The sequence below is a fragment of the Ruegeria arenilitoris genome, from assembly GCF_013031355.1.
Classification (GTDB): Bacteria; Pseudomonadota; Alphaproteobacteria; order Rhodobacterales; family Rhodobacteraceae; genus Ruegeria; species Ruegeria arenilitoris_C.
In genome coordinates this window covers 24,394-44,845 of sequence record NZ_WPZO01000011.1, presented here as the reverse complement: position 1 = coordinate 44,845, position 20,452 = coordinate 24,394, and the positions used below count along the sequence as shown (strand labels likewise).

Sequence of the window (20,452 nt, the reverse complement as noted above, 5' to 3'; positions counted from 1 at the left end):
CCCATGAAACACGCCGTTGTCATTGGCGGAACCCGCGGCATCGGCGCCGGGATCGCGGGTGAGTTGCGCCGCAAGGGCTGGCGTGTGACGGCGACCGGCGTCGGCGCGGACGAGGTCGCGGCCTGCGCCGCGCAATACCCTGACGAGACCTGTGTGCAGCTGGACGTGCGTGACACGAAGGCCGTCACAGCATTTTTCGCAGGGATTGGACAACTGAACGGCTTGGTCAATTGCGCAGGCATTCTGGCCCGGGGTACGGAATATGAGATCGAGACTTTCGAGAAGGTGATCGATATCAACCTGACCGGGACCATGCGCTGTTGTCTGGCTGCGCAGCCCCTGCTGGCCGCGTCGGGCGGGGCCATCGTGAACACGGCCTCGATGCTCAGCTATTTCGGCGGGCCATTGGTCCCGGCCTATTCCGCAAGTAAGGGCGGGGTGGCGCAGCTGACCAAGGCGCTGGCCGGGAAATGGGCTGCAGACGGCGTGCGCGTCAATGCGGTTGCACCGGGTTGGATCGAAACCGAAATGACCGAAGCCCTGCGCGCCGATCCAGACCGCAACCAGCCGATCCTGAGCCGGACGCCGCTGGACCGCTGGGGCAAGCCCGCGGAAGTTGGGGCGCTGGCCGCGTGGCTGCTGTCGGATGAGGCCGCTTTCGTGACCGGTGCCGTCTATCCCGTGGACGGCGGCTATTCTGCAATGTGAGGAGGGCATCTGATGCCAGTGCAAGGACAAGACGACTATCCCAGAATGCCCTACCAACTGCCCTTTCCAAAGGACGCGCAGGAGGAAATCGTCATCCCTGACGCTGTGGCGGTGGATGAGCGCGTCTGGGTGCCGCAAACCGAAAATGTCTCATTCCGGCCGTTGTGCCTGAACCGATCGCAGGGGTACTGGATGAACCTGCTGCGCGTACGGAAATCAGGTGTTTTATCGCGGCACCGACATCCGCAACCCGTTCACGGTTTTGTTCTGAAAGGCCGGTGGCATTATCTGGAACATGACTGGGTGGCGCAGGAAGGCGGTTACGTGTTCGAACCGCCGGGCGAAACTCACACGCTGGTTGTGCCGGATGATGTCGACGAGATGATCACCTATTTCCAGGTCAACGGTGTGATGCTTTATGTCGATCCATGGGGTAAAACCATGGGCTACGAGGACGTCTTTACCAAAATCGACATGTGCCGTAAGCACTATGAAGAGGTTGGTTTGGGGGCGGATTATGTCGAGCAATTCATCAGGTAGGCCGCTGAAACTGGCTCTGGTTGCCCATGACGCCAAGAAAGACCTGATGGTCGAATGGGCCCGGTCCCACGCCGACGCCCTGCGTCAGGCTCAGCTGTTCGCCACCGGAACTACCGGTGGCCGCATCAGCGACGCGTTGCCCGATCTTCAGGTCACCGCGCTGAATAGCGGCCCTCTGGGCGGAGACCAGCAGCTTGGCGCGATGATCTGTGAGGGTCGGCTGGACGGTCTGTTCTTTTTCATCGACCCAATGTCGCCGATGCCGCATGACGTGGATGTCAAAGCCCTGAGCCGGCTGGCGATTGTCTATGATTTACCCTTCGCAAGCAGCCCGAGCACAGCAGATTTCGTACTGACAGGACTGATCGGATCAAATTCGGTATAAGTGCCTTCGCAAGGTGCTGCATTCAAGTCCGACCCTTAGATGCTGGTAACTGAGCTTGTGAGGCCCGGCTTTTTTAGTGTCCAAATCATTTCTGATTGCCACGGCGGCACCTCAACCGGCACAGACAGCACCGAGCACCCGGCCTGTTGGGCGACGTCCCCAAGCGGTGTGGGAACGGTTGCGAGCAAGTCGGAGGATGCGATGACATACCGCAAGGCCGCATCACTGGGTTTGTTCATCGGGTTAATTCAGCGTTGAGCGCCGCGCATCGGGCTTTGCTGAGTTGCCCACCACTGATCTGAGCGCCATGTTTGAAGCCAAGTTCACCGGCGCGATTATGGACGTGGATGGCGGGCACATGGTGCGTGCCTGATCCAGGTTTGCTCGGGCAGGACCAAAGCGCCCGCCCGCGTTTTGGGTGGGCCCTTCAGCTGATAGCCGCAGCTTTGGCCGGGTCATTTTCCAGCTCCTTCAGCAGCCGGGCCTGTTTAACTCTGGGATCCAGTTCGGGGTCGGTCAGATGGGCCAGCATTTCTGGGACACTTGCTTCGATCTGATCGTCGTCGGCCAACGCCATGCCGTGGATCACGAAGGGGCGCAGATAAGTCATACCCGCCAGATTGGCCGTCTGTTGGTAGGGCTTAAGAAACTCGGACATTGTAAAGCTGTTGTAACCGCCTGCGTGGTAACTGTGTTCGGGACCGCCGGTGGAGACTAGGATCAGTAACTCTCGTCCTTTGAGTTTGTCGCCACCCGGACCATAGGCAAAGCCATAGCTCAGAACCTGATCCATCCAGGCCTTCATGACCGGAGGGGCCGAGTACCAGTAGAAAGGAAACTGGAAAACAATCCGATCATGAGCCAGCAGCAACTCCTGTTCGGCTTCGATGTCAAACCGCATCTCACGTCCGCCAATGGCAGTCAGATCGCGGGTGGTCACCGCGTTGGACTCGGTCAGGGCGTCAAACCACGCGCGGTTGACGCGCGACTTGCCTAGATCGGGATGGGCGGTCATGACGAGAATTTTCATGTGTTTGCCTCTTCAAGCATACGTGCTGAGTAATGGGTGATGTACGGGCGGCCATCGGGCCGGATGTCAAAGCGCCAGTCTTCGCGGACATTGGCCTCGATTGTGTCGCCACCAAAGGTGCGGGCGCGGAACAGAACGGTGAAAGATGCGGCGCCGTCGCCAACGGAGATGTCGCTGACACGGTGTTCGGTGGGGCTTTGAAGGGTCGCTAGAACGCCAGCGTACCAAGCACGCACACGATCATGACCGGGTAGGGTCCGATCCGTATCTGGCATGTCCCAGTCGACCTGCGGATGCAAGTCGGGCAGGAAAGCGTCAATCGGGTCCAGCCTGTCAAAGCGTGCGAACCAGTCGGCAATGAAATCGCGGATTTGGGTGTCGTTTGCCATTTTCTCACCAGTCGATGGGTTTGCGGTCACGGAAGAATCCGCCCGTAGGTCCGTCCTTGCCTAAGGTCGCGAGCCATATCGCTGTGTCCGCGCCTTCTTCCGCCGAGCGATCCGCGCCCGTGCCGCCCATGCGGGTGCGCACCCATCCGGGGCACATAGCATTGACCTTGACCGTGTTGGGCAACGTGCGGGCCGATGCAACGGTCAGCGCGTTCAGCGCGGCCTTGGCGACCCCATATGCGGCCGGTCCGGCCACGCCGTCCGAGAAGGCTCCCCAACCGGAAGAGACGTTGACGATGCGACCAAAGTCCTGTGCAGCCATGTGGGGCGTCAGATGGTGCATCAGCAGATAGGGTCCGTGAACCATGACCGCCATCGAGTCTAAGAAATCCTCGGGATCATTCAGTATGCTGCCCGATCCAAGGATGCCTGCATTGTTGACAAGCACGTCGATGGGGCCAGCGGTTTGCACCGCTTTGGCAATACTGTCGGGGTTGGCTACATCCAGGTGCAGGGCTGTTGCCCCGATCTGATTGGCAGCTTTTTCACCGGCAGCGAAATCGCGGGCACCCAACAGCACGTCATAGCCCTGCTCGACAAGCCCCTTGGCGATGGCCAGTCCAATGCCGCGGTTGGCCCCGGTAACAAGCGCGCGTTTCATGAACCTCTCCTCAATCCGCGTATTGCAGAGACATGCGGGTGATTTTCCCGTCCGTGTCCCACCAGTAGGAATAGTGAACGACCCAGCTCAACCAATCGACCTCGGTCTTGGCGTAACCCTCAGACTGTTTGAGGATCTTTCGGTGTTTGAAGGTGCTCCCGCTTGGGATCACCTCACGCAGCGCCCATGCGCGGATGGCATCCTGACCCTCAAAGCTGCGCGAGACATCGATCATCTCGGCGTCTTCGATAAAGCAGCCCATATAGGCTTCGATATCTTTGGCGTTGGTGCTGGTTTGGTAGCAGTCAATCGCTGCCGGCAAGTCCTGCGCCAGCGCCGGTGTGGCAAGGAAAGCCGCCAGTGCGAGAAGCTGTTTCATCACAGGTGTCCTTCAAGCGGCGCGTTCTTGCGCCAAAGCTGGCAGTTCGGGATTGCCGGTCAGGAACCTGAAGTTGAAGGTGTTCGCTGAAAGCTTCCAGCCACCGTCATTGACCAGCTTCAGAACATAGTCACCGTGAACAGTCCAAAGCTCTCCAGCCTCGGCATCCGCAATTTGATGCGTGGCGATCACGGTGGCCCGGGCCGTGGCCGCGCTTTCATTCGCTTCGATATGCAATGGTCCAAGGTGATGCTGTGTGGCATCGAAGCCAGGCAGCATCGCTTTCCAGGCGCTTAGTATGTCAGCCGGGGCCAGATCCGCGCCGGGTCCTGCGCCAAAGCTGGAGTAGTCCAGGTGAAAGGGGTTGGTCATCAATGCCTCAACGCCTTCCCAATCGCGTGTATCTACGGCGGCAAAAAAGCGTTGGACTGCATTGGTAATGCCCTGAGTCATAGCATTCTCCTGCTTGCGAAATTCAGTCTTGCCCGGCCAACTGGTCCATCAAACCAAAGCCTCGTGCCGCAACGACCGGATTGAAAATCTCGACATATTCGGTGATCTCGCCGGCCGCGTTGAACTTGAAGGTCGAGTAGTAGTCGTTGTTGTACCAACCGGCGTAATTCTTCAGTTTGATCTTTCCGGAAAAGCGCACGAACACCGCATCACCTTCCATTGCGCAAAGCTCGTGAATCGCAAAGGTCATACCGTCGAAGTTCGGGAAGGTGGGTGTCCAGTACGCTTCGATACCGGCGCGGCCCTCGGCACCTGTGGGGAAAACGCCGCTGTGATAGGGGTTGATATGCACACCATCCTCGGCGAACAGCGCGGCAATGGTGCGCGGCTCTTCGGCCTCCAGCGCCTTGAAAAAGGCACGAACGGCATCTTTGTTGCGACTTGCGTTATTAGTCATGTCTTTTCCTGTCATTGGGTCAGGCAAATGCCGGGCCGGGATCCATGAAGATGCGGTAGTCGGCGACTTTTCCGTCGCGCAAACGCAGCGTGCTGTTCACCGGCAACGCGACCCTGCGGCCATCGAAGATCTCATAGTTTGCAATGGCTTCGACACTCACAACCAGGTCCTGGTTGTCGGCGCCGGTCCAGATGCCCTGAATGTCATGGCGGATTGACAAGAACCGTTCCTCGGTCGCCCTGAAGGCGGCGATCAGATCATCCGCACCAGTCGACGGCGCCAGATTGGCCATTTGCAAGCGGACATCTTCTGTCAGAAGCGGACGCAGGTCATCGGCCTTCTGGGCGTCCACCTTTGCAAAGAAAGCGCGAGCAAAGCTTTCGAGTTCGGTTCGGGTCATCACAAGTGTCCTTGGTGTTGGCGCGGTACCAAGAAACCGCGCCGCCTACATTGGGGGATTATTCGGCCAGACGCTTCGGCAGAGGGGCAAGTTGGTATTGTGACCAGAAGAATGTGTTGGCCGCGTCCTGATCAGCGCTCAGGTTGGTGGCCTCGACGATCTTGCCGTCTTCGATCCGGTAGACCAACGCCCATGTGGTATCGACATTCGGTTTGCCTTCGGCGTTCGACCAGCCGCGGTGAATGTCTACAACATAGTTTTCATCGGCTCCGAAATAGATAGGTTCGGCCTTGAAACCCGCGCCGCCCAGTTGAGCAAAGAAGGCCAGAACCTCGTCGCGCCCATTCTTGGTGCCCGACAGAGGGTGACGGCCCGGAATGTGCCATTTGACATCTTCGTCCATGACAGCGGCGATGCCGTCGAGGTCATTGGCCCCGTAAGCTGCAAAAAAGTCTCGCACGACTTTGATGTTATCCTCGGGAGAGGCGGCCAATGCCGCCCCACCAAGGGCCAGTGCTGCTGCAAATGCGGTCGTCTGGAGTGTGTACTTCATTTTAGGTTTCCTTAGTCGTCCAGGAAATCGGCTACGGCATCTGTTGATGCGGTAACGACGTCCTTGCGGTCGTAGAAATCGAACTGGGTGACCTCTTCATCCAGCCAGAGTTTTTCGAGTGGCGCAGTCATCCGAGCCTCATAGGCGGCCGCACCAGCGGGCAGTGCGATGGAGGGCGACCCGACCATGAGCGTTGGCTTGGTCAGGCGGTCGGCACTGGCTTGAGAGTCGTAGGTCAGCCAAGGCTTCCAGGTCAGAACCGAGAACTTGTTGTCATAGGCCGCGATCAGACCGCGGTCCTCCTCGGTATAGTAAGGCGCGCCGAACATTGGTGCCGAGTTGTCCGTGGTGCTGGCAGCAGTCAGTACAGCGGGCGAAGCCTTGCCTTCTTCAGCCTCGCTGGCCGCAATCAGGCCGGTTGCGGTTTCGTGCCCGCCGTAAATGTCTTCGGCCATTTCAGGGTCGTGCAGCCAGGGGGCGACAAGCGCCAGTTTCTGCAGGTTGTCGTTATCCGCGACGGCTTCGGCCATGTAACCGGACGAGGCACATACCCCGAGGCCGGAGAGCCGTGAACTGTCAACGTCATCGCGAGACGCCAGAAAGGCGGCAGCGGCGTGAATATCGGCGGTTTTCACGGCCGGATCCTCGACATAACGGCGGTCGCCGCTGCTTTCACCCCAACCGGTGAAATCAAAGGCCAAGGCAGCAAAACCACGGGCTGCCAGTTCACGGGCATAGGTGCCGGGCATCTGCTCTTTCACGGTAGTCCAGGCTCCGGTCACGATGGCGGCGGGCAGTGCACCTGTCGCGCCCTCAGGCTTGTAAAGAGTTCCTTTCAACGTGTTACCGTTGCTTTCGAAAGTGACCGACTCCGATGAAACACCGGCTTTTTCCGGCGTGTTTTGAAGGTTCACAATCGCCATTTCCGTTTCTCCTGGCATCAATTTCCTGTCGGTTTGTTTCGGCGCATTCAGGCGACAGAATGATCAGCTTCAACTGTGCTGCTGGGGTCGCCCAAGGCTGTTTTCCGTTGAAAAGAAATTGGACCATGTGACGATGAATTATAATACTGCCTGTATGCACTACAATTATGTATGAGATCGAATAATGAGGTTGCCGTTTGCCACGCTTGAAATTTTCGACGCCATCGTTCGCGAAGGTTCCTTCAAAGGCGCGGCCACCCGCTTGGGCTTGCAACCCTCAACTGTCAGCCACCAGCTCAAGGCCTTGGAAGAGCAAATGGGCACGGCGCTGATCATCCGAACCACGCGTTCGCTGAGCTTGACGGAAGCCGGTCGTGCGCTCATGCGCGGAGTCGGGCCCGCCTTCGAGCAGGTCTCCTACGCCGTAGAAAGTGCACGCTCGGTGGGCCACGAAGCGCGCGGAACGCTTAAAGTGGCTATGCCCGAGTTTGTATTCAAACTGTGTGTCGGCCCTAAGCTGCAGTCTTTTCGCGAAGCCTATCCCGAGATCGAGCTGGAGATGTCATTCACAGACGCCTTTTCCGACATTTTGGAAGAAGAATTGCATGCTGGTTTTCGCCTGGGCGACCGTATCGCAGAGGATATGGTGGCCATTCGTCTGACGCCTCCTTTGAAACTGGCGGTTATGGCAAGCCCAAATTACCTGGAACGCCGTGGGGTTCCTGACCACCCCAGCGATCTTCTTGAGCACAATTGCATCCGCTATCGGTTTCAATCCTCACGACAGATTTCGACCTGGTATTTCACGGAAGGAGATAAAGATTACAGCGTGGCGGTGAACGGTCCGCTGATTGTGAATACCTTGCCCGCAAGCGTTAACCTGGCAATGCAGCATCATGGTTTCATCTGGACCTTCCGGGATTATTGCGAGGAAGAAGTTCAAAGAGGTGATCTGATCTCGGTGTTGGAGGACCATTTGGGCCAGACGCCAGGAATCTACATTTATTTCCCGCGTGAATACCGCAAACTGATGCCTCTGCGACTGTTTTTCGAACACCTCTCGGAACCCTAACAGGAAACGGTGTTCGGAAATTGGAGCGTATCCGGCGTATGTTCAGGAGCCCTCCTTTTCTGCGCGGATCGCATGTGATGGGGTCACAACCAAGGTAGAACGCGGCCGAACTGGACCAGTTGCCCGTTTGGTTGCGATTAAGGCGCGCACCTGTTCGGATTTCGGGCGGTCTTTGGTGATCCGGGCCGCCGCGTTGGAGGCGACGATGTCGACGCCTCCATTCTTTGCTTTCAGATGCGTGATGAAGGCCGCGATCGAGTTGTCATCCGTCACGTCCAATTGCGCGAACGCGACCTGCGCCCGCGTATCGCCTAGCGATCGCAGGGCGGCGCGGCCACGTTCTGCATAACGGGCAGTCAGATACACGATGTCATCTGCGCTCAGGCGATTGGCCAGACCTTTCGCCAAGGCAAATCCCAAACCCTGATTTGCGCCGGTTACGATTGCAACTTTGGACATGACGGATGTTCCTTATGCGATGCTCAGAACCAATTTGCCGGTGGTCTCACCTGCTTCGAGACGGCGATGCGCTTCAGATGCGCCCTCAAGCGGCAAAGCCGTGATTTGGGGGCGCAGCACGCCGTCGCTCAGCAGCTGGAAGACTTTGACAAGATCCGCGTTGAACTCGGCAGGGCGATTGAGGAAGTAGGTGTAGATATCCGAGGCACGAACCGCGACCGACTTTTGGAAGTGGGCCGCCAGGTCTTTTCCGAACGTGCCCGCGGGGGGACCGGCAAGGAAACCAAAGAGGACAACCGTACCCAACGGAGCCAATGCGGTCAGATCGGATTTCAGCGTGTCACCCGAGATCGGGTTCAGCGACAGATCGACGCCACGGCCTTCGGTGATTTCCAGCACGCGTGCGGCGACGTCTTCTTTGCGGTAGTCGATGACATAGTTTGCGCCCTGCGCTTTTGCATAGTCCAGCTTGTCCGTGCTGGTCGATGCGATAACGGTCATGCCCAAGTGCTTGGCAATATGCTGGATCATGGTGCCGACACCGCCCGCCGCGGCATGGACCAGAACCGATTTGCCCTCGGTCGCACCACCAAGGTTGACCAGCATGTGGTAGGCGGTCATTGCATTCACCGGGATCGAGGCGGCGGTTTCAAAGTCAACGCTGTCGGCGATACGGGTGACATAAGGCGCGCCGATCACCGAATAGGTGCCGTAACCACCGGCTCCGATCGGACCCATCCACGCGACCCGGTCGCCAACGTTGAGACCGTCAACATCTGCACCGATGGCTTCGACCACACCTGCGCCTTCAACGCCCGGTACATGGGGCAGTTCCGGCATCATGCCTTCAGGCATTTCGCCGCGACGAATGATGGTGTCGATAAAATTGACTGCGCCTGCATGGTTGCGGATCAGCACTTCACCCGCACCCGGAGTGGGTGCAGATTGGTCCTGCTTGGCCAAGACGTCGTGGTTGCCGGTTTCTGGGATCACGATTGCGTAGGGCATGGGGTGTCTCCTTGTTTCTGTCGAGGAGAACATAGCCAGCGCCAAATCACATGATAATGTGAGCAAACGGTATTCACTATCTCACAGGTGAGAATATGATCTATAACGATCTTGCGCTGTTCACATCCGTTGCGCAGCATCTCGGTTTTTCTGCCGCGGCCAGCCAATTGGGCATCCCGCTCAGCCGGGTCAGTCGCAGGATCGCCGAATTGGAAGACCACCTGGGCGTAAAGCTCTTTGAGCGGACGACACGGCAGGTCAGGCTGACGGAAGAAGGCAGGCGGCTACTGGACCGGTGTCAGGACCCGATCGAAGCGCTGCAGGACATTGCCGGCCTCACCGATGACACCCGCATCCACAAGATCCGCATTACCGCTTCGTCTTTGGCGGCGAGGACAACAATTGGCCCAAAGCTGTTGGACTATGCGCAGGCCCATCCGGACATCAAGCTTGAGCTGATCACCTCCAACGCCAATTTGGATTTCTTCCGGGACAATATCGACCTCGCCTTTCGGCTGGGCCCGCTGGATGATTCCGGGCTTGTTGCGCGTAAACTGTGGGAAGTTCCCTATTGTTTCTGTGTTGGGCATGCGCTTGCAAACGAGCTTGATTTGAACGAGCCGATCACGCCGGAACGGCTGGAAAAATTACCTGCTATCATATCGCGACCGCCTTGGTTGTTGGAAAATGGGGGCCAGATTCGGCCTGCGAATGTCGTGCATGACTTAGACGACCTGGATCTCGTTCAGATCGCGGTGAAAAAGGGTATGGGGATAGCGATGTTGCCAGCTGACCTGCGGGTCGATGGTATGCAAGCCGTCTATTTGAAAGGTACCGGCCCCGTGACACGAGACATGTTCGCCGTATACCCCAGCAAACGCCTGCTGCCGGAAAGGATCAGGAACCTCATCAAATTTCTCACTTCCGTTTAGACCCAACCGGACATCAGCTGATCTGATCGACACTGCGATGCGGCCTCTCCAAACGAGACGTCGGAATTGGCGTTCACATTTGGATTGCGGGGATTGTCCGATACTGGACATCTTACGAGATGGAAGGTCGACAGGTATCGCAGTTATTGGTTTTCGACAGGTGACAAGACTGTTTCACCTGACCAGACGTCTCGAATTTCGCTAAATCGCTTCAGTATCGCCGCATTACTTTCTGACCCAAAAACGGGTTCAGAAATTTGGTTCAGGATTTCGTTCGTTTTCTCTCGGGCGGTTTGCAGTAGGGCAGGGGTATCGGCGTCTGCCCAGGCTTGAGGTGTCGTGCGATCTGCCAACGCTGGATAGTAGTAATCGCTTTGCATACGGCCCAGAGTTTGGTCACTGCCCAGGAAATGGCCAGGACCCCCTACGCATACGTCGCGTATGACTTCGAACGCGAGCGCGTCTTCGTCTATTTCGAATCCGCGCGTGGCGCGCAGGACCGATCCGATGAGATCGTTGTCGAGAACGAAGCTCTCCTTGCTGGCGGCCAACAGAGAGCCGTACATTCCAGCAGCTTCATAAATCAGGTTGGCACCAGCCAAGGCACTCAAAAGCTCGGTAATGCCTTTTTCATAACCAGCTTGAAAGTCAGGCAGCTTGGAGTCCGTCATACCTGCGCTGACCGCGCAGGGAATTCCGTAAAATTGTGCCATCTGTGCACATGCCGCCATCAGAACACCCTGTTCTGCGCTTCCCCCAGACATTGCGCCGGTACGCAGATCGCTGACAAAGGGCAGGGCGCCAAAAAGAGCAGGGTGGCCGGGGTTCAACAGGTTTACGTAGACCAGCCCAGCAAGAACCTCTGCAGTCTGTTGCGCAACAGCCCCTGCCAGCGGTGCGGGACTGGTCGCTCCGGCTTGGCCAGCTGACACAAGCTTAAGAGGTGTTCCTGTTTCTGCTGCACACTCGATAATCCCCAGTGCTTCTTCCGCAAAAGTCAGTGGCGGCACAATAAAACACGTCGAGATGCAGCAATATGGGCGCGCGCGCCAGGCGTCCTCTCCACCCGCGATGATGTGGAACATTTCAACGGCAGCCCGCATCGTCTCCACCGAACTAAACGACGTGCCAATAGGCTTTTTCGTCCCCGCTGCGCAGGCGTAAGCGGTGTTCAGTTCCATCGCATGTGGATCAAGAATATCGCGCGCAACGACTGTGCGTTGAAACATATGAATGTTCGGAAGCGCCTGTGCCAACCGGGCCATGTCGAACAGGTCTGCCAAGGTTGTATCGCGGACTTCGCCGGTTTCACTGTCAACAATATGCACTGCGGCGCCAGACGTGCCCAGATGGATGCGCGTGCCCGATGGATCGAGATCAAACTCGGGCGTTTGCCCGTACAGCTTGAACCCGCGCCCAGCAGTCTCCAGAACACGCTCAACCATACCGGACGGAAAAAGAAGCCTTCCGGCCTCGGAAACCGATCCTCCGGCGGTGGTTACGGTTTCGATACATCGAGGTGTGGCGTTTGCAATGCCGATTTCTTCAAGAATGCGAAGGGCCGTTCGGTGAATGGAAACGATTCCGTCCTTGGGGATCGGCCGATAGTGCCCGCCTTCGATGCCAGGCCAGATCGAGGTTGTGGGGCCAGAACCAGCACCGTCTCGCCGAGCTGCGCGGCGCGCACTTCGTCCGGATCTCGTTTTACTCATGCGGTGACTCCTTCTTTGAAAAAGAGGTCAAGAATGGATGGCGCATTCGGCCAGTCTTGTATTTTTCCCAGCCAGTCCATTTGCCTTTCGTCATCCTCGGAGATTTGCCCAAGATTGGCTTTGAACTTTGCCATAACGCTGTGTTGAGACATCGGCGCCTCGGGCGCGCCAATGGGATAGACACAGCGTTCTTCATGGCGTCGCTCTGAACGGAGAATGACCTCCATACGATCGGGGTCTTCCGGGCTGTAGTTCATATCGGGTCTTTTGGGGCGAAATGGCCGTAGCTCGCAGCGCGCCATCAGTCTTGCAATTTCGGGCGATTGCCATGCCTTGCGATCAAGGTCGGCAAGTGTGAGATTGCCTTGCAGAAGGCCAATGGCCGCAACAAATGGCGCACTGAAGAGAGCTTCGGATCGCGATTTCGGTGACCCATAGGGAAGAACCGCAGCGTGAAAATCTGGCATGTGAAGGACTACATGCGCAATATCATCTGGTTGGATACGCTCACGCATTGCCAACGCGCAGGTCATGACCCGATGGGTGTAGCCGCAACTGGGCCAGGGTTTCAGCACAAGGCCATGTTCGCTCAGGGCGTAGGGTTGCCCAAGCTTTGACAGCACCTTTGACAGGTGGTTGGGATCAAATCCCCCCATCAGCGCAGCGAAGCCCCGGGGATGATCCAGCACATGAGGTTGTGCGCTCAGACCAGCTGCTGCAAGGTAAGCAGCCTCTACCCCGGAACGTGCCGCAAAACCTGCTTGAACGGGCTTGGCATGTGAGCCGAACTGGCAGGTGTACCCTGTAGCGGCACTACAAGCCAAAGACATGGCCCGTGTCGTTCCTGAAACGTCCAAGCCCAACAAGCGTGCACAACCTGCAGCAACACCGATGGCTCCCAGCGTTGCGGTCGAGTGCCATCCCGCATCGTAATGTTCGAAATTCAGACTTTCGCCGAGACGGGCAATCACCTCAAACCCCGCAAGGTAGGCGCGTGCCAAGTCCCTTCCGCTTGTTTGCGCGTCTGCCACGGCCAATAGGGCCGGAACCAAAACCACCGTTGGGTGCGTGTTTCCGGGAACCTCCCAGTCGTCAAAGTCCAGCGCGTGTCCCGCGACGGCATTCAAGAATGCGGCGTGTGGGCGCGACACATGGTTCGGCGTCCTCACGACACGGCAGGGCCTGTCTCCACCCATTTGAGTGACCGCGGAAACGCTGAGTTGTGCGACCTCTGTTTTTGCGCCGACGACCATGCAGCCCAGCGTATCGATCACACCGTCTCTCAGAACAGTCATAGTTGCCTGATCTGGTGTCAAAGCGTCTTCAGCCACGAAATGCGCCAGTCGCGTGAGTGCGGTTTCGATCATGCGAATGGCTCCTTTTGCTGAAGTTTCTGATCGAGCCAATCGGTATTTTTTTGAAGAAGGGCGCGCAGGCCTTTGTTGCAATTTCGAGAAGCCTGGTACCCGCCTACGGGTACGAGGGCGCGTCCATCGTTGTTGAAAATGAAAGTGCGATTGCTCATGCCGCCCCCTGGTCAAACAGGATGACGCCGCGGCCGGGCTTGCCCGAGAGCATATCGTCAATGGCGTTGTTGATCTCTTCCAGCCGGTAGCGCCGACCGATCAGCTGGTCGATGGGGAGCTTGCCATCCAGGAAATGCTGCCCATAGGCATTGAAGTCGCGCGTCGTGCAGGCAGAGCCAAAGATCGAGCCCGTCACGTTGATTTCGGAACGCGTGATCCCGGTCGAAGGCAGATCGATGGTCGCATCATTGGCGTCCATGCCCACAAATGTGACCTGACCGCCGGGACGGCAATAATCAATCGCCGCGCGCTGCAACATGCGCTTGCCTACCGCTTCAAAGACGTAATCTGCGCCATGTTCTGTTAACGCCCGGATTTCTGCGCCAACGTCCTTTTTCGCGTCCACAAAATGCGTTGCCCCGAGTTCCCGTGCCTTGATCTCGGCCGCAGGTGACGCGTCAATGGCGATAATCTGTTCTGCGCCAGCAAGATTTGCGCCCATGATGATGGACAGCCCAACGCCACCTGCACCGATCACCGCCACGCGATCGCCCCGCGTGACCTTGGCCCGGTTGAGTGCGGCTCCCACGCCTGTGGTGACCGCACACCCCAAAAGAGCGGCGATTTCGAAGGGGACAGCTTTATCGATCGGTACGCAACTCTCTTGCGGTACGACCACATTGTCGGCCCAACATCCGAGCATCGACAGGTGCCGGACCGGTCCATGCGCGTTTGAGAACCTGCAGGTCCCATCCATCATGGTTCCATCCCAAAGTGGGGCCTTGTACGCTTGGCAAAGATGGGTTTGGGCGTGTTCGCAGAAGAAGCATTTCCCGCAATATGGAATCCAGCTGAGCACGACGTGATCCCCTACAGCGATATCCTCGACACCCGCACCCACGGCCGTGATCGTGCCTGCTCCCTCATGCCCCAGCACAACAGGCAGTTCATGACCCGATTGGCCCGACATGACGTGATAGTCTGAATGGCAAACACCAGCTGCGCCCATCCGTAGTCGCACTTCTCCGGCCTTCGGTTCGGCAAGTTCGAGTTCTTCAACCCGAAGCGGCTCACCCACGCCATACATTACCGCCGCCTGTACTTTCATGGTTTGCCTCTCCGAATGTAGACGGCAAGACCTGCGACCGTCAGGTGCGGCCAGGCCGGATTTCCGCCCATTTTGGAGACCCGCTTCATGTTGGAGCTAACAGCGCCATATTGCGCGCCCAGATCGTGTTGATCGACCTAAGGTCGAGCGTTTGCATTACCTCCAATGGCGGCTGAAATAGCCACCAGATTGAGATCGCCAGCGCCAGCTCGATCACAGTGGAGGACAACGCCAGACAATACGAGGCAAGCCATTTCGCGGCTTGGGCGGGTCGGGGCGGCCAGGCAAAAACAGGACTCACTGGAATGGGCATTGCGGGGTCCCACGCCCAATCCATGGCACCGCCTTCCGGGACGGAATGATCTGTGATTTGCTCATTCATTTCCAAGCAAGCCCATCATTGCCTTCAAGTTATATTTTTGGGCTTTTGTCAGGTGTCTGAGAACGCCTAAAAGAGCTATGAAAACTATTCCATGAAGGAATACTTGATGCCTGCGCTGAACTGGAAGCTCCTCATGGCCTTTGAGGCTGTGGCCCGACATCGGAATTTCACGCATGCTGCAAGCGAGCTGAACGTGCAGCAACCCTCGATCAGCAGGCGCGTTGCGGAACTCGAGGCAGAGCTTGGTGTGAAACTCCTTGTTCGCACACGCCCAACGGCGGCACTGACGGCTGAAGGAGACCTTTTGTTCCATGCGATCTCTGGAGGGGTCGCTCAGGTTTCGGACGCCATAAACCAAATTAAGGCACAATCTGATCGGAACGTTGTGGTGGTGAACACAACGATCGGATTTGCAAGCTGCTATCTGATGCAACACCTGGCAAGTTTTCGGATGGAACATCCCGACATTGCCGTCGAGCTTGTTTCTCGCGACCAGAATGACGCTTACAGAAGTGCCCACGCGGATGTCTTGATCTTGTTCGATGAACCGAAAAACCTGCCATCAACACAGGCCAAGCGCATTTTCTCCGAGAAGCTAATTCCAGTTGGAAGTCCAAACGTGTTTCAACCGGTCGGTGATGCGTTGGAAGACCTCGCACAGCTTGAACTGTTGCACCTTTCCACTGGAGTGCACTCGCATGATTGGGAAAGGTACTTTCGCGGGACGGACATTTCCTTGCCGGTCCCCAAATCCGAGCAAAGGTTCACCTCTTTCATGGTATACCTGCAGGCGGCGCTAAATGGCGACGGTGTCATTCTTGGATGGGAAACGCTTTTTCAGAATTTGTTGGACCAAGGCCAATTGGTCCGTCTCACACCGAGAACTGTTGAAACCGACAGAGGCTATTTCGTCTGCCTGACCGCAAGAGCAGAAAACAGCCCAGCAGCTACAACACTTTGGAAATGGGTGTCCTCTCTCGCGTCGTAGAACGTCACCTTCCCTTGTTAACACTGCAATGCAGTTTAGCCGAAGTGGACACTAGCGGATCTTTCTGCACTTCCATTGAAGATAAAAAAACCGGCGATGCTGCCTACGCCAGTTCTTTCCGGATGTGCTCTGCAAAGAGTTGCGAAAACCTTTGAGTGGCGGTCGATCTGTACTGCGTCGGCGGATACACTGCGTAAATTCCTCCGGACGGGAGGGTCCACTCCGGGAGAAGCTGGACAAGGGATTTTTCCGCAAGCTCTTTTCGAACATAGAAGTCCGGAAGGATAGAGATACCCGCGGATTCAAGTGTCATTGCTTTGATTGCAGGTGTTACGTCGGCCGACAAGGCCCGCGTCATTTCAACATCGACCGAGTCGCCAGAGCGCCCTAAGAATCGCCATCGGAGCGGAGTAGATAACGCCTGATGCTCGATAAACGGAAAATCAGCCAAATCGCTTGGCGTTTTGGGGTCGCCAAACTCATTGATCACTCTTTCAGAGGCGACGACGATCTGCCTGAATTCCCCCAGTTTGCGCGCAATGTTTGCGGAATCGGCCAACCAGCCGACCCGATACGCGATGTCGAACCTTGCCCCAACCGGATCAATCCGTGCATCACTCAGCGTCAGCTCTATGGTTACTGCGGGGTACAATCTACGAAACTCTGCCGCGACCGGGGCAACATAATCAGCACCAAAATCAAGTGGTGCAGTGATGCGCAATGATCCGGAAGGTTCGGTGCTGCCGCGGCGCACCATCGCATAGGCTTCTTCTGCTTGCGCAACTGAAGCCTGCGCAGCCGCATAAAACGTATGGCCAATTTCCGTCAGGTTCAGATGGCGGGAATTTCGAACAATTAACGTTGCTCCCAGCTCTTCTTCAAGAAGCTGCAATTGCTTGCTGACAACTGCCTTGCTGACACGCAAGCGATCCGCCGCAGCCGTAATGGTTCCGGCCTCGGCTATGGCTACAAAATACTCCAAACGGTTCAGGTTGGCCTTTGACATTTATTGTCATCTTTTAACTGACGGTAAGTCCATATAATGCGTATTTAGCTGACAGCGTCGACTCCTTATTTGAAACGCACAGGGCAATCGCGACGGCTATTCAAGGTTGCCCCCTGACAAAGGAGATGACTATGAAAGCAATCCTGACCGCCACAGCAGCTGCGATGATCTCGTCGGCCGCGGTAGCCGCTGATCTGAAAATCACCCATTTCACGCCCGACGAAGGCAGCCTGTTTCCGGTTTCTTCAAACCTGATCGAAGGGCCCAATGAAGTGCTGCTGGTCGATGCGCAGTTTGAAAAAGATGATGCCGAACAATTGGTCAGCATGATCAAAGCCACTGGCAAGCCGCTTATCACCGTTTTCATCAGCCACAAGGATCCCGATTTCTATTTCGGGCTTGATACGATCCGCGAGGCCTATCCCGATGTCAAAATCGTCGCCACACCGGCAACCGTGAAGGGGATCGAGAAGACGATCCAGCTCAAGTATGATTTCTGGGGGCCTATCCTGAAGGAAAACGCGCCTGCCGAGCTGATCGTCCCGAACGTTTTGGAGGGCGACAGCCTGACCGTCGACGGAGAGACCATTCAGCTTGTCGGTCTGGAGGGCCATGATCCCGTCCACACATTCCTCTGGGCACCCGGTGAGAAGACCGTTCTGGGCGGTGTGGTTCTTTACGAAAACGTCCATGTCTGGCTTGCAGACAATCAAACGCCTGAAAGCCGCGATAAGTGGCGCGCGACATTGGACCAGATCACCGCACTCAATCCCGAGCGCATCATTCCCGGTCACGTTATCGGCGAAAGCGCCGAGGATGAGAGCATCGTTGATTTTACCAGAGAATACGTCGAGGCGTTCGAAGACGCATCGCAGAAGGCGGAAAACTCTGCCGCGTTGGTTGCGGCGATGAAGGAAGCCTACCCAGACTTTGTAAACGTGGGCGATCTTGAACTCAGCGCGCAAGTTATCGAGGGCGAACGCTCCTGGCCTTAAGGTCAAGGCCAGTGACAGGGCGCGAGATTGTCGGGCCCTGTATTTCTAACAAACAAAGCGCCGGGTCCTTCGATCCGGCGCTCTGCCATTGAAATGTGCGGGACTGGAGTGCGAACTCATCCACCTTGACGAGCAAAATTAGATACATCCGCCCGCGTCCTTCGCGGCTTTTGATATCAGTCTACCGTGGCGCTACTACCAACGTTGCGCACTTCTAGGTATCCGGCTGGCCAACCTGATGTGCTTCGTAGCTCGCTTCCAGTTCGCCTCTCAGAAACTCTCCAAAGTTCAGGGGATCGAACCTCGCAGTCCCCGTCCCCGGAAGTGGCGCGATTTCGGCGGAGACATGTGGATCGAAGAAAAACGGAACGGAATAGCGCTGTTGCCCGGTCGCGTTGATCACCCGGTGCGGGGTGGACAACAGCTTTCCGTTCGAGAGCCGGTGCAGCATATCGCCCACATTGACTACAAAGGCATTTTCGATTGGCGGTGCATCCACCCAATGGCCGGCGGGCGTTTGGACTTGCAAACCGCCAACATTGTCCTGTGCAAGCAATGTCAGGCATCCAAAGTCCTTGTGGGGGGCAGACCCGAACAGATCCTCCGGAGCCTGCGGCGGCTGTGGTGGATAGTGGAGCAAGCGCAGCCAAATTGTTGGCGTCTGGAACGCATCGAGGATCGAGCGATCGTCGACGCCAATAGCATCAAGGGCAAGACCCATGAGTTTGTAGCCCAGGTTTGTCATTGCCTGGGCATAAGCCTCGCAAGCCTCTTGGAAACCTTCCAGTCCAGGCCATTGGTTTGGTCCGGACAGATAGATGGCAGGGTCGACCTCTGCATCCTCGCGCATCATCATGAACGACGCGGACTGATTGGGTTTGGTCACCTTGGCCAGGTCAGAGTTCACGTCCGTGGATGTGTTAATAGCGATGTAGCCGCGATGGCATTTATCAAGTGCGATTGCCTGTTTTTCGATCTCTGGCAGGGCATGAAACGCCCTTGAGGCGGCAAAAACGGCAGCGCGCAAGTCCGGGTCAACGCCGTGGTTAACAACATATCCAAAACCGGTTTTTCCGTAGGCTTCGGCAAATTCCAAGGCAAGGCTGGACGTATCCCCGCCATTGATCAGCGGTGCAAGATCAAGCACCGGGATTTCTGTGAATTCAGTCATCTGAGGTCTCCAAAATTGTTCTTCCGGGTGGGTCACAAATGCAAAGACCAGCTATCCGGCAAAACGCTTTCGACGATGAGCGGAGTGGCGCTCTAAGACGACAAGATGGAGAAACTTGGACATATGCCGCACGCTATGACGGACCAATCCCTCGATCAATCAAAAATAACTACGGTCCAAGACTGCAGTTGAACCCGAAGTCTCGGTACTAAAGTGCGTCAGTGAACCCGGCCAAATGCTACAAGCGCGAACTTAAAGGCTTGCTCGAGCTTACGCTTCTGCGAAACCCTGAGATTCAAACTAATCAACCACCAATCTGGGCCATTGTAGCTTGAACTGCATGATATCTTTGGGCGTTAGGAGGATGCGTCCCCAGAAAGCGATCACCGGGATCAGGGACTCGGGCGAAGAACAGCGCACCTTTGAGTGGATCATATCCCGCTTTGTAAGCAATCACCGTGCCTAACCGATCTGCTTCCAGCTCAAAGTCCTTTGAATAGCTGCGCCCACCAACAAAGGCCCCTAGATCTTGTGCTGCGGCGATATCATTCGCCCCACTTCCGGCGATTGTCGCCAGACCTGCCAAAATCACCGCACCGGCCGCCGCGTTCTGTGCTCGGCGTGCCAAGTGCCCTTGGATGTGGTGTGCGGCTTCATGAGAAATTACAAATGCAAGCTCATCGGTATTGTTCACATCTTGTATCAGCGCTTGTGTTACTGTGATTACCGGGCGCCCCGACTTGCTCAAACTCTGAGAGGCGTTAGAGGGAGCTTGTTTGTTTGGGTCTATACGGATCAAAAAATCGCAATTTACGCCCGAAGCGAGACGGCGGCATTCTCGCTCTGCCACGGGTTCTATTCGAGTGGCGACCTGAGAGAACCTACTGTGTGCCTGCTGCGAACTGACTGGGGCGCTTGCGCGAACAGGGCTCGGGATGGGTGCCGAAGGAGGGGTGGCGGTCGATACGCATCCCGCCAACGCCAGAGCAGCCAGTACCGATACAGATCGCTTTAAGATCACACCTTTCAACCTTTCCGGGACCTCTGATTGAGCCCCTGCTCCTCGCTAAACTAAAGCCAATTTCCAAGATCTGTAAACTCGGGGCGCTTCTCAACGAGAGAATGCTCGATTTGCCGAAATCGGCCCATTACTGTCGTCCAAGCTAACCCCAAAGGTCTGCGGTGGGGTCCGCCAGGTCGGGCTTTTGCTGAAAA

25 protein-coding genes are annotated in these 20,452 nt (G+C 56.7%); 7 read left to right on the top strand and 18 right to left on the bottom strand.

Features of this window, described 5'->3' with window-relative positions; translation table 11 throughout:
* The first annotated feature begins 3 nt into the window (after positions 1 to 3).
* The 3 genes from GOX63_RS19615 to GOX63_RS19605 are packed head-to-tail and all read left to right on the top strand — an operon-like array spanning position 4 to position 1,633.
* Positions 4 to 708 carry an SDR family NAD(P)-dependent oxidoreductase gene (locus GOX63_RS19615; protein ID WP_170328482.1) on the top strand — a complete coding sequence of 235 codons (705 nt, stop codon included), beginning with the start codon at positions 4 to 6 and terminating at the stop codon, positions 706 to 708.
* 12 nt (positions 709 to 720) lie between these two features.
* Positions 721 to 1,248: a 2,4'-dihydroxyacetophenone dioxygenase family protein gene (locus GOX63_RS19610; RefSeq protein ID WP_170328483.1), complete on the top strand. Its 528-nt coding sequence runs from the start codon at positions 721 to 723 to the stop codon at positions 1,246 to 1,248.
* Entirely contained in the window at positions 1,226 to 1,633 is a 408-nt protein-coding gene (locus GOX63_RS19605; protein WP_170328484.1) for a methylglyoxal synthase, read from the top strand. The genes GOX63_RS19610 and GOX63_RS19605 overlap by 23 nt, the downstream gene beginning before the upstream one ends.
* A gap of 427 nt (positions 1,634 to 2,060) precedes the next feature.
* On the opposite strand, the gene GOX63_RS19600 is transcribed toward GOX63_RS19605, so the two are convergent.
* Genes GOX63_RS19600 through GOX63_RS19560 form a run of 9 tightly spaced genes read right to left on the bottom strand, consistent with a single transcriptional unit; the run spans position 2,061 to position 6,878 of the window.
* A complete protein-coding gene (locus tag GOX63_RS19600) occupies positions 2,061 to 2,663 on the bottom strand; it encodes an NAD(P)H-dependent oxidoreductase (protein WP_170328485.1) in 603 nt (200 codons plus the stop codon).
* On the bottom strand, positions 2,660 to 3,052 hold the full coding sequence (locus GOX63_RS19595; RefSeq protein WP_170328486.1) for a hypothetical protein: 393 nt from the start codon (positions 3,050 to 3,052) through the stop codon (positions 2,660 to 2,662). Before GOX63_RS19595 ends, GOX63_RS19600 begins: the two co-directional genes overlap by 4 nt.
* A 4-nt stretch (positions 3,053 to 3,056) precedes the next feature.
* A complete protein-coding gene (locus GOX63_RS19590; protein ID WP_170546869.1) occupies positions 3,057 to 3,713 on the bottom strand; it encodes an SDR family NAD(P)-dependent oxidoreductase in 657 nt (218 codons plus the stop codon).
* Positions 3,714 to 3,723: 10 nt separating this feature from the next.
* Complete coding sequence (locus tag GOX63_RS19585; protein ID WP_170328488.1) at positions 3,724 to 4,092, bottom strand: nuclear transport factor 2 family protein; 369 nt, start codon at positions 4,090 to 4,092, stop codon at positions 3,724 to 3,726.
* A 12-nt stretch (positions 4,093 to 4,104) separates the two neighbouring features.
* Positions 4,105 to 4,545 (bottom strand): nuclear transport factor 2 family protein, encoded by a 441-nt coding sequence (locus GOX63_RS19580; protein WP_170328489.1) that lies wholly within the window; start codon positions 4,543 to 4,545, stop codon positions 4,105 to 4,107.
* 22 nt (positions 4,546 to 4,567) lie between these two features.
* Positions 4,568 to 5,002: a nuclear transport factor 2 family protein gene (locus tag GOX63_RS19575; protein ID WP_170328490.1), complete on the bottom strand. Its 435-nt coding sequence runs from the start codon at positions 5,000 to 5,002 to the stop codon at positions 4,568 to 4,570.
* Positions 5,003 to 5,021: 19 nt separating this feature from the next.
* Entirely contained in the window at positions 5,022 to 5,402 is a 381-nt protein-coding gene (locus GOX63_RS19570) for a nuclear transport factor 2 family protein (protein WP_170328491.1), read from the bottom strand.
* Between the two features lie 58 nt (positions 5,403 to 5,460).
* Positions 5,461 to 5,955: a nuclear transport factor 2 family protein gene (locus GOX63_RS19565; RefSeq protein WP_170328492.1), complete on the bottom strand. Its 495-nt coding sequence runs from the start codon at positions 5,953 to 5,955 to the stop codon at positions 5,461 to 5,463.
* Between the two features lie 11 nt (positions 5,956 to 5,966).
* Entirely contained in the window at positions 5,967 to 6,878 is a 912-nt protein-coding gene (locus tag GOX63_RS19560; RefSeq protein WP_170328493.1) for an alpha/beta hydrolase, read from the bottom strand.
* 184 nt (positions 6,879 to 7,062) lie between these two features.
* Here GOX63_RS19560 and GOX63_RS19555 point away from each other — a divergent pair, with 184 nt between their 5' ends.
* Positions 7,063 to 7,950, top strand: coding sequence for a LysR family transcriptional regulator (locus GOX63_RS19555; protein WP_170328494.1), 888 nt, complete (start codon positions 7,063 to 7,065; stop codon positions 7,948 to 7,950).
* A 42-nt stretch (positions 7,951 to 7,992) separates the two neighbouring features.
* On the opposite strand, the gene GOX63_RS19550 is transcribed toward GOX63_RS19555, so the two are convergent.
* Complete coding sequence (locus GOX63_RS19550; RefSeq protein WP_170328495.1) at positions 7,993 to 8,409, bottom strand: SDR family NAD(P)-dependent oxidoreductase; 417 nt, start codon at positions 8,407 to 8,409, stop codon at positions 7,993 to 7,995.
* 12 nt (positions 8,410 to 8,421) lie between these two features.
* A complete protein-coding gene (locus GOX63_RS19545) occupies positions 8,422 to 9,417 on the bottom strand; it encodes a quinone oxidoreductase family protein (protein WP_170328496.1) in 996 nt (331 codons plus the stop codon).
* A gap of 95 nt (positions 9,418 to 9,512) precedes the next feature.
* On the opposite strand from GOX63_RS19545, the gene GOX63_RS19540 reads away from it, so the two are divergent.
* Positions 9,513 to 10,349 (top strand): LysR family transcriptional regulator, encoded by an 837-nt coding sequence (locus GOX63_RS19540; protein ID WP_170328497.1) that lies wholly within the window; start codon positions 9,513 to 9,515, stop codon positions 10,347 to 10,349.
* 143 nt (positions 10,350 to 10,492) lie between these two features.
* Here GOX63_RS19540 and GOX63_RS19535 read toward each other — a convergent pair whose 3' ends face one another.
* From GOX63_RS19535 to GOX63_RS19520, 4 genes are all read right to left on the bottom strand, one after another.
* Positions 10,493 to 12,061: a trimethylamine methyltransferase family protein gene (locus GOX63_RS19535; RefSeq protein ID WP_170546866.1), complete on the bottom strand. Its 1,569-nt coding sequence runs from the start codon at positions 12,059 to 12,061 to the stop codon at positions 10,493 to 10,495.
* Complete coding sequence (locus GOX63_RS19530; protein ID WP_170546863.1) at positions 12,058 to 13,428, bottom strand: MmgE/PrpD family protein; 1,371 nt, start codon at positions 13,426 to 13,428, stop codon at positions 12,058 to 12,060. The genes GOX63_RS19535 and GOX63_RS19530 overlap by 4 nt, the downstream gene beginning before the upstream one ends.
* Before the next feature lie 154 nt (positions 13,429 to 13,582).
* Positions 13,583 to 14,695 (bottom strand): zinc-binding dehydrogenase, encoded by a 1,113-nt coding sequence (locus GOX63_RS19525; protein ID WP_170546861.1) that lies wholly within the window; start codon positions 14,693 to 14,695, stop codon positions 13,583 to 13,585.
* 85 nt (positions 14,696 to 14,780) lie between these two features.
* The gene (locus GOX63_RS19520) at positions 14,781 to 15,077 is read right to left on the bottom strand and encodes a hypothetical protein (RefSeq protein WP_170328501.1); all 297 of its coding nucleotides are present in this window, start codon (positions 15,075 to 15,077) and stop codon (positions 14,781 to 14,783) included.
* Positions 15,078 to 15,183: 106 nt separating this feature from the next.
* On the opposite strand from GOX63_RS19520, the gene GOX63_RS19515 reads away from it, so the two are divergent.
* A complete protein-coding gene (locus tag GOX63_RS19515) occupies positions 15,184 to 16,065 on the top strand; it encodes a LysR substrate-binding domain-containing protein (protein WP_170328502.1) in 882 nt (293 codons plus the stop codon).
* A gap of 103 nt (positions 16,066 to 16,168) precedes the next feature.
* Here the strand turns inward: GOX63_RS19515 and GOX63_RS19510 are convergent, their stop codons facing one another.
* Positions 16,169 to 17,071: a LysR family transcriptional regulator gene (locus GOX63_RS19510; RefSeq protein WP_170328503.1), complete on the bottom strand. Its 903-nt coding sequence runs from the start codon at positions 17,069 to 17,071 to the stop codon at positions 16,169 to 16,171.
* Positions 17,072 to 17,202: 131 nt separating this feature from the next.
* Between GOX63_RS19510 and GOX63_RS19505 the strand changes: the two genes are divergently transcribed.
* On the top strand, positions 17,203 to 18,066 hold the full coding sequence (locus tag GOX63_RS19505) for an MBL fold metallo-hydrolase (RefSeq protein ID WP_217356248.1): 864 nt from the start codon (positions 17,203 to 17,205) through the stop codon (positions 18,064 to 18,066).
* 214 nt (positions 18,067 to 18,280) lie between these two features.
* On the opposite strand, the gene GOX63_RS19500 is transcribed toward GOX63_RS19505, so the two are convergent.
* Together GOX63_RS19500 and GOX63_RS19495 are read right to left on the bottom strand one after the other, a co-directional pair.
* Entirely contained in the window at positions 18,281 to 19,237 is a 957-nt protein-coding gene (locus GOX63_RS19500) for an isopenicillin N synthase family dioxygenase (RefSeq protein WP_170328505.1), read from the bottom strand.
* Positions 19,238 to 19,541: 304 nt separating this feature from the next.
* Positions 19,542 to 20,087, bottom strand: coding sequence for a M48 family metalloprotease (locus tag GOX63_RS19495; RefSeq protein ID WP_367647220.1), 546 nt, complete (start codon positions 20,085 to 20,087; stop codon positions 19,542 to 19,544).
* Positions 20,088 to 20,452 lie beyond the last annotated feature (365 nt).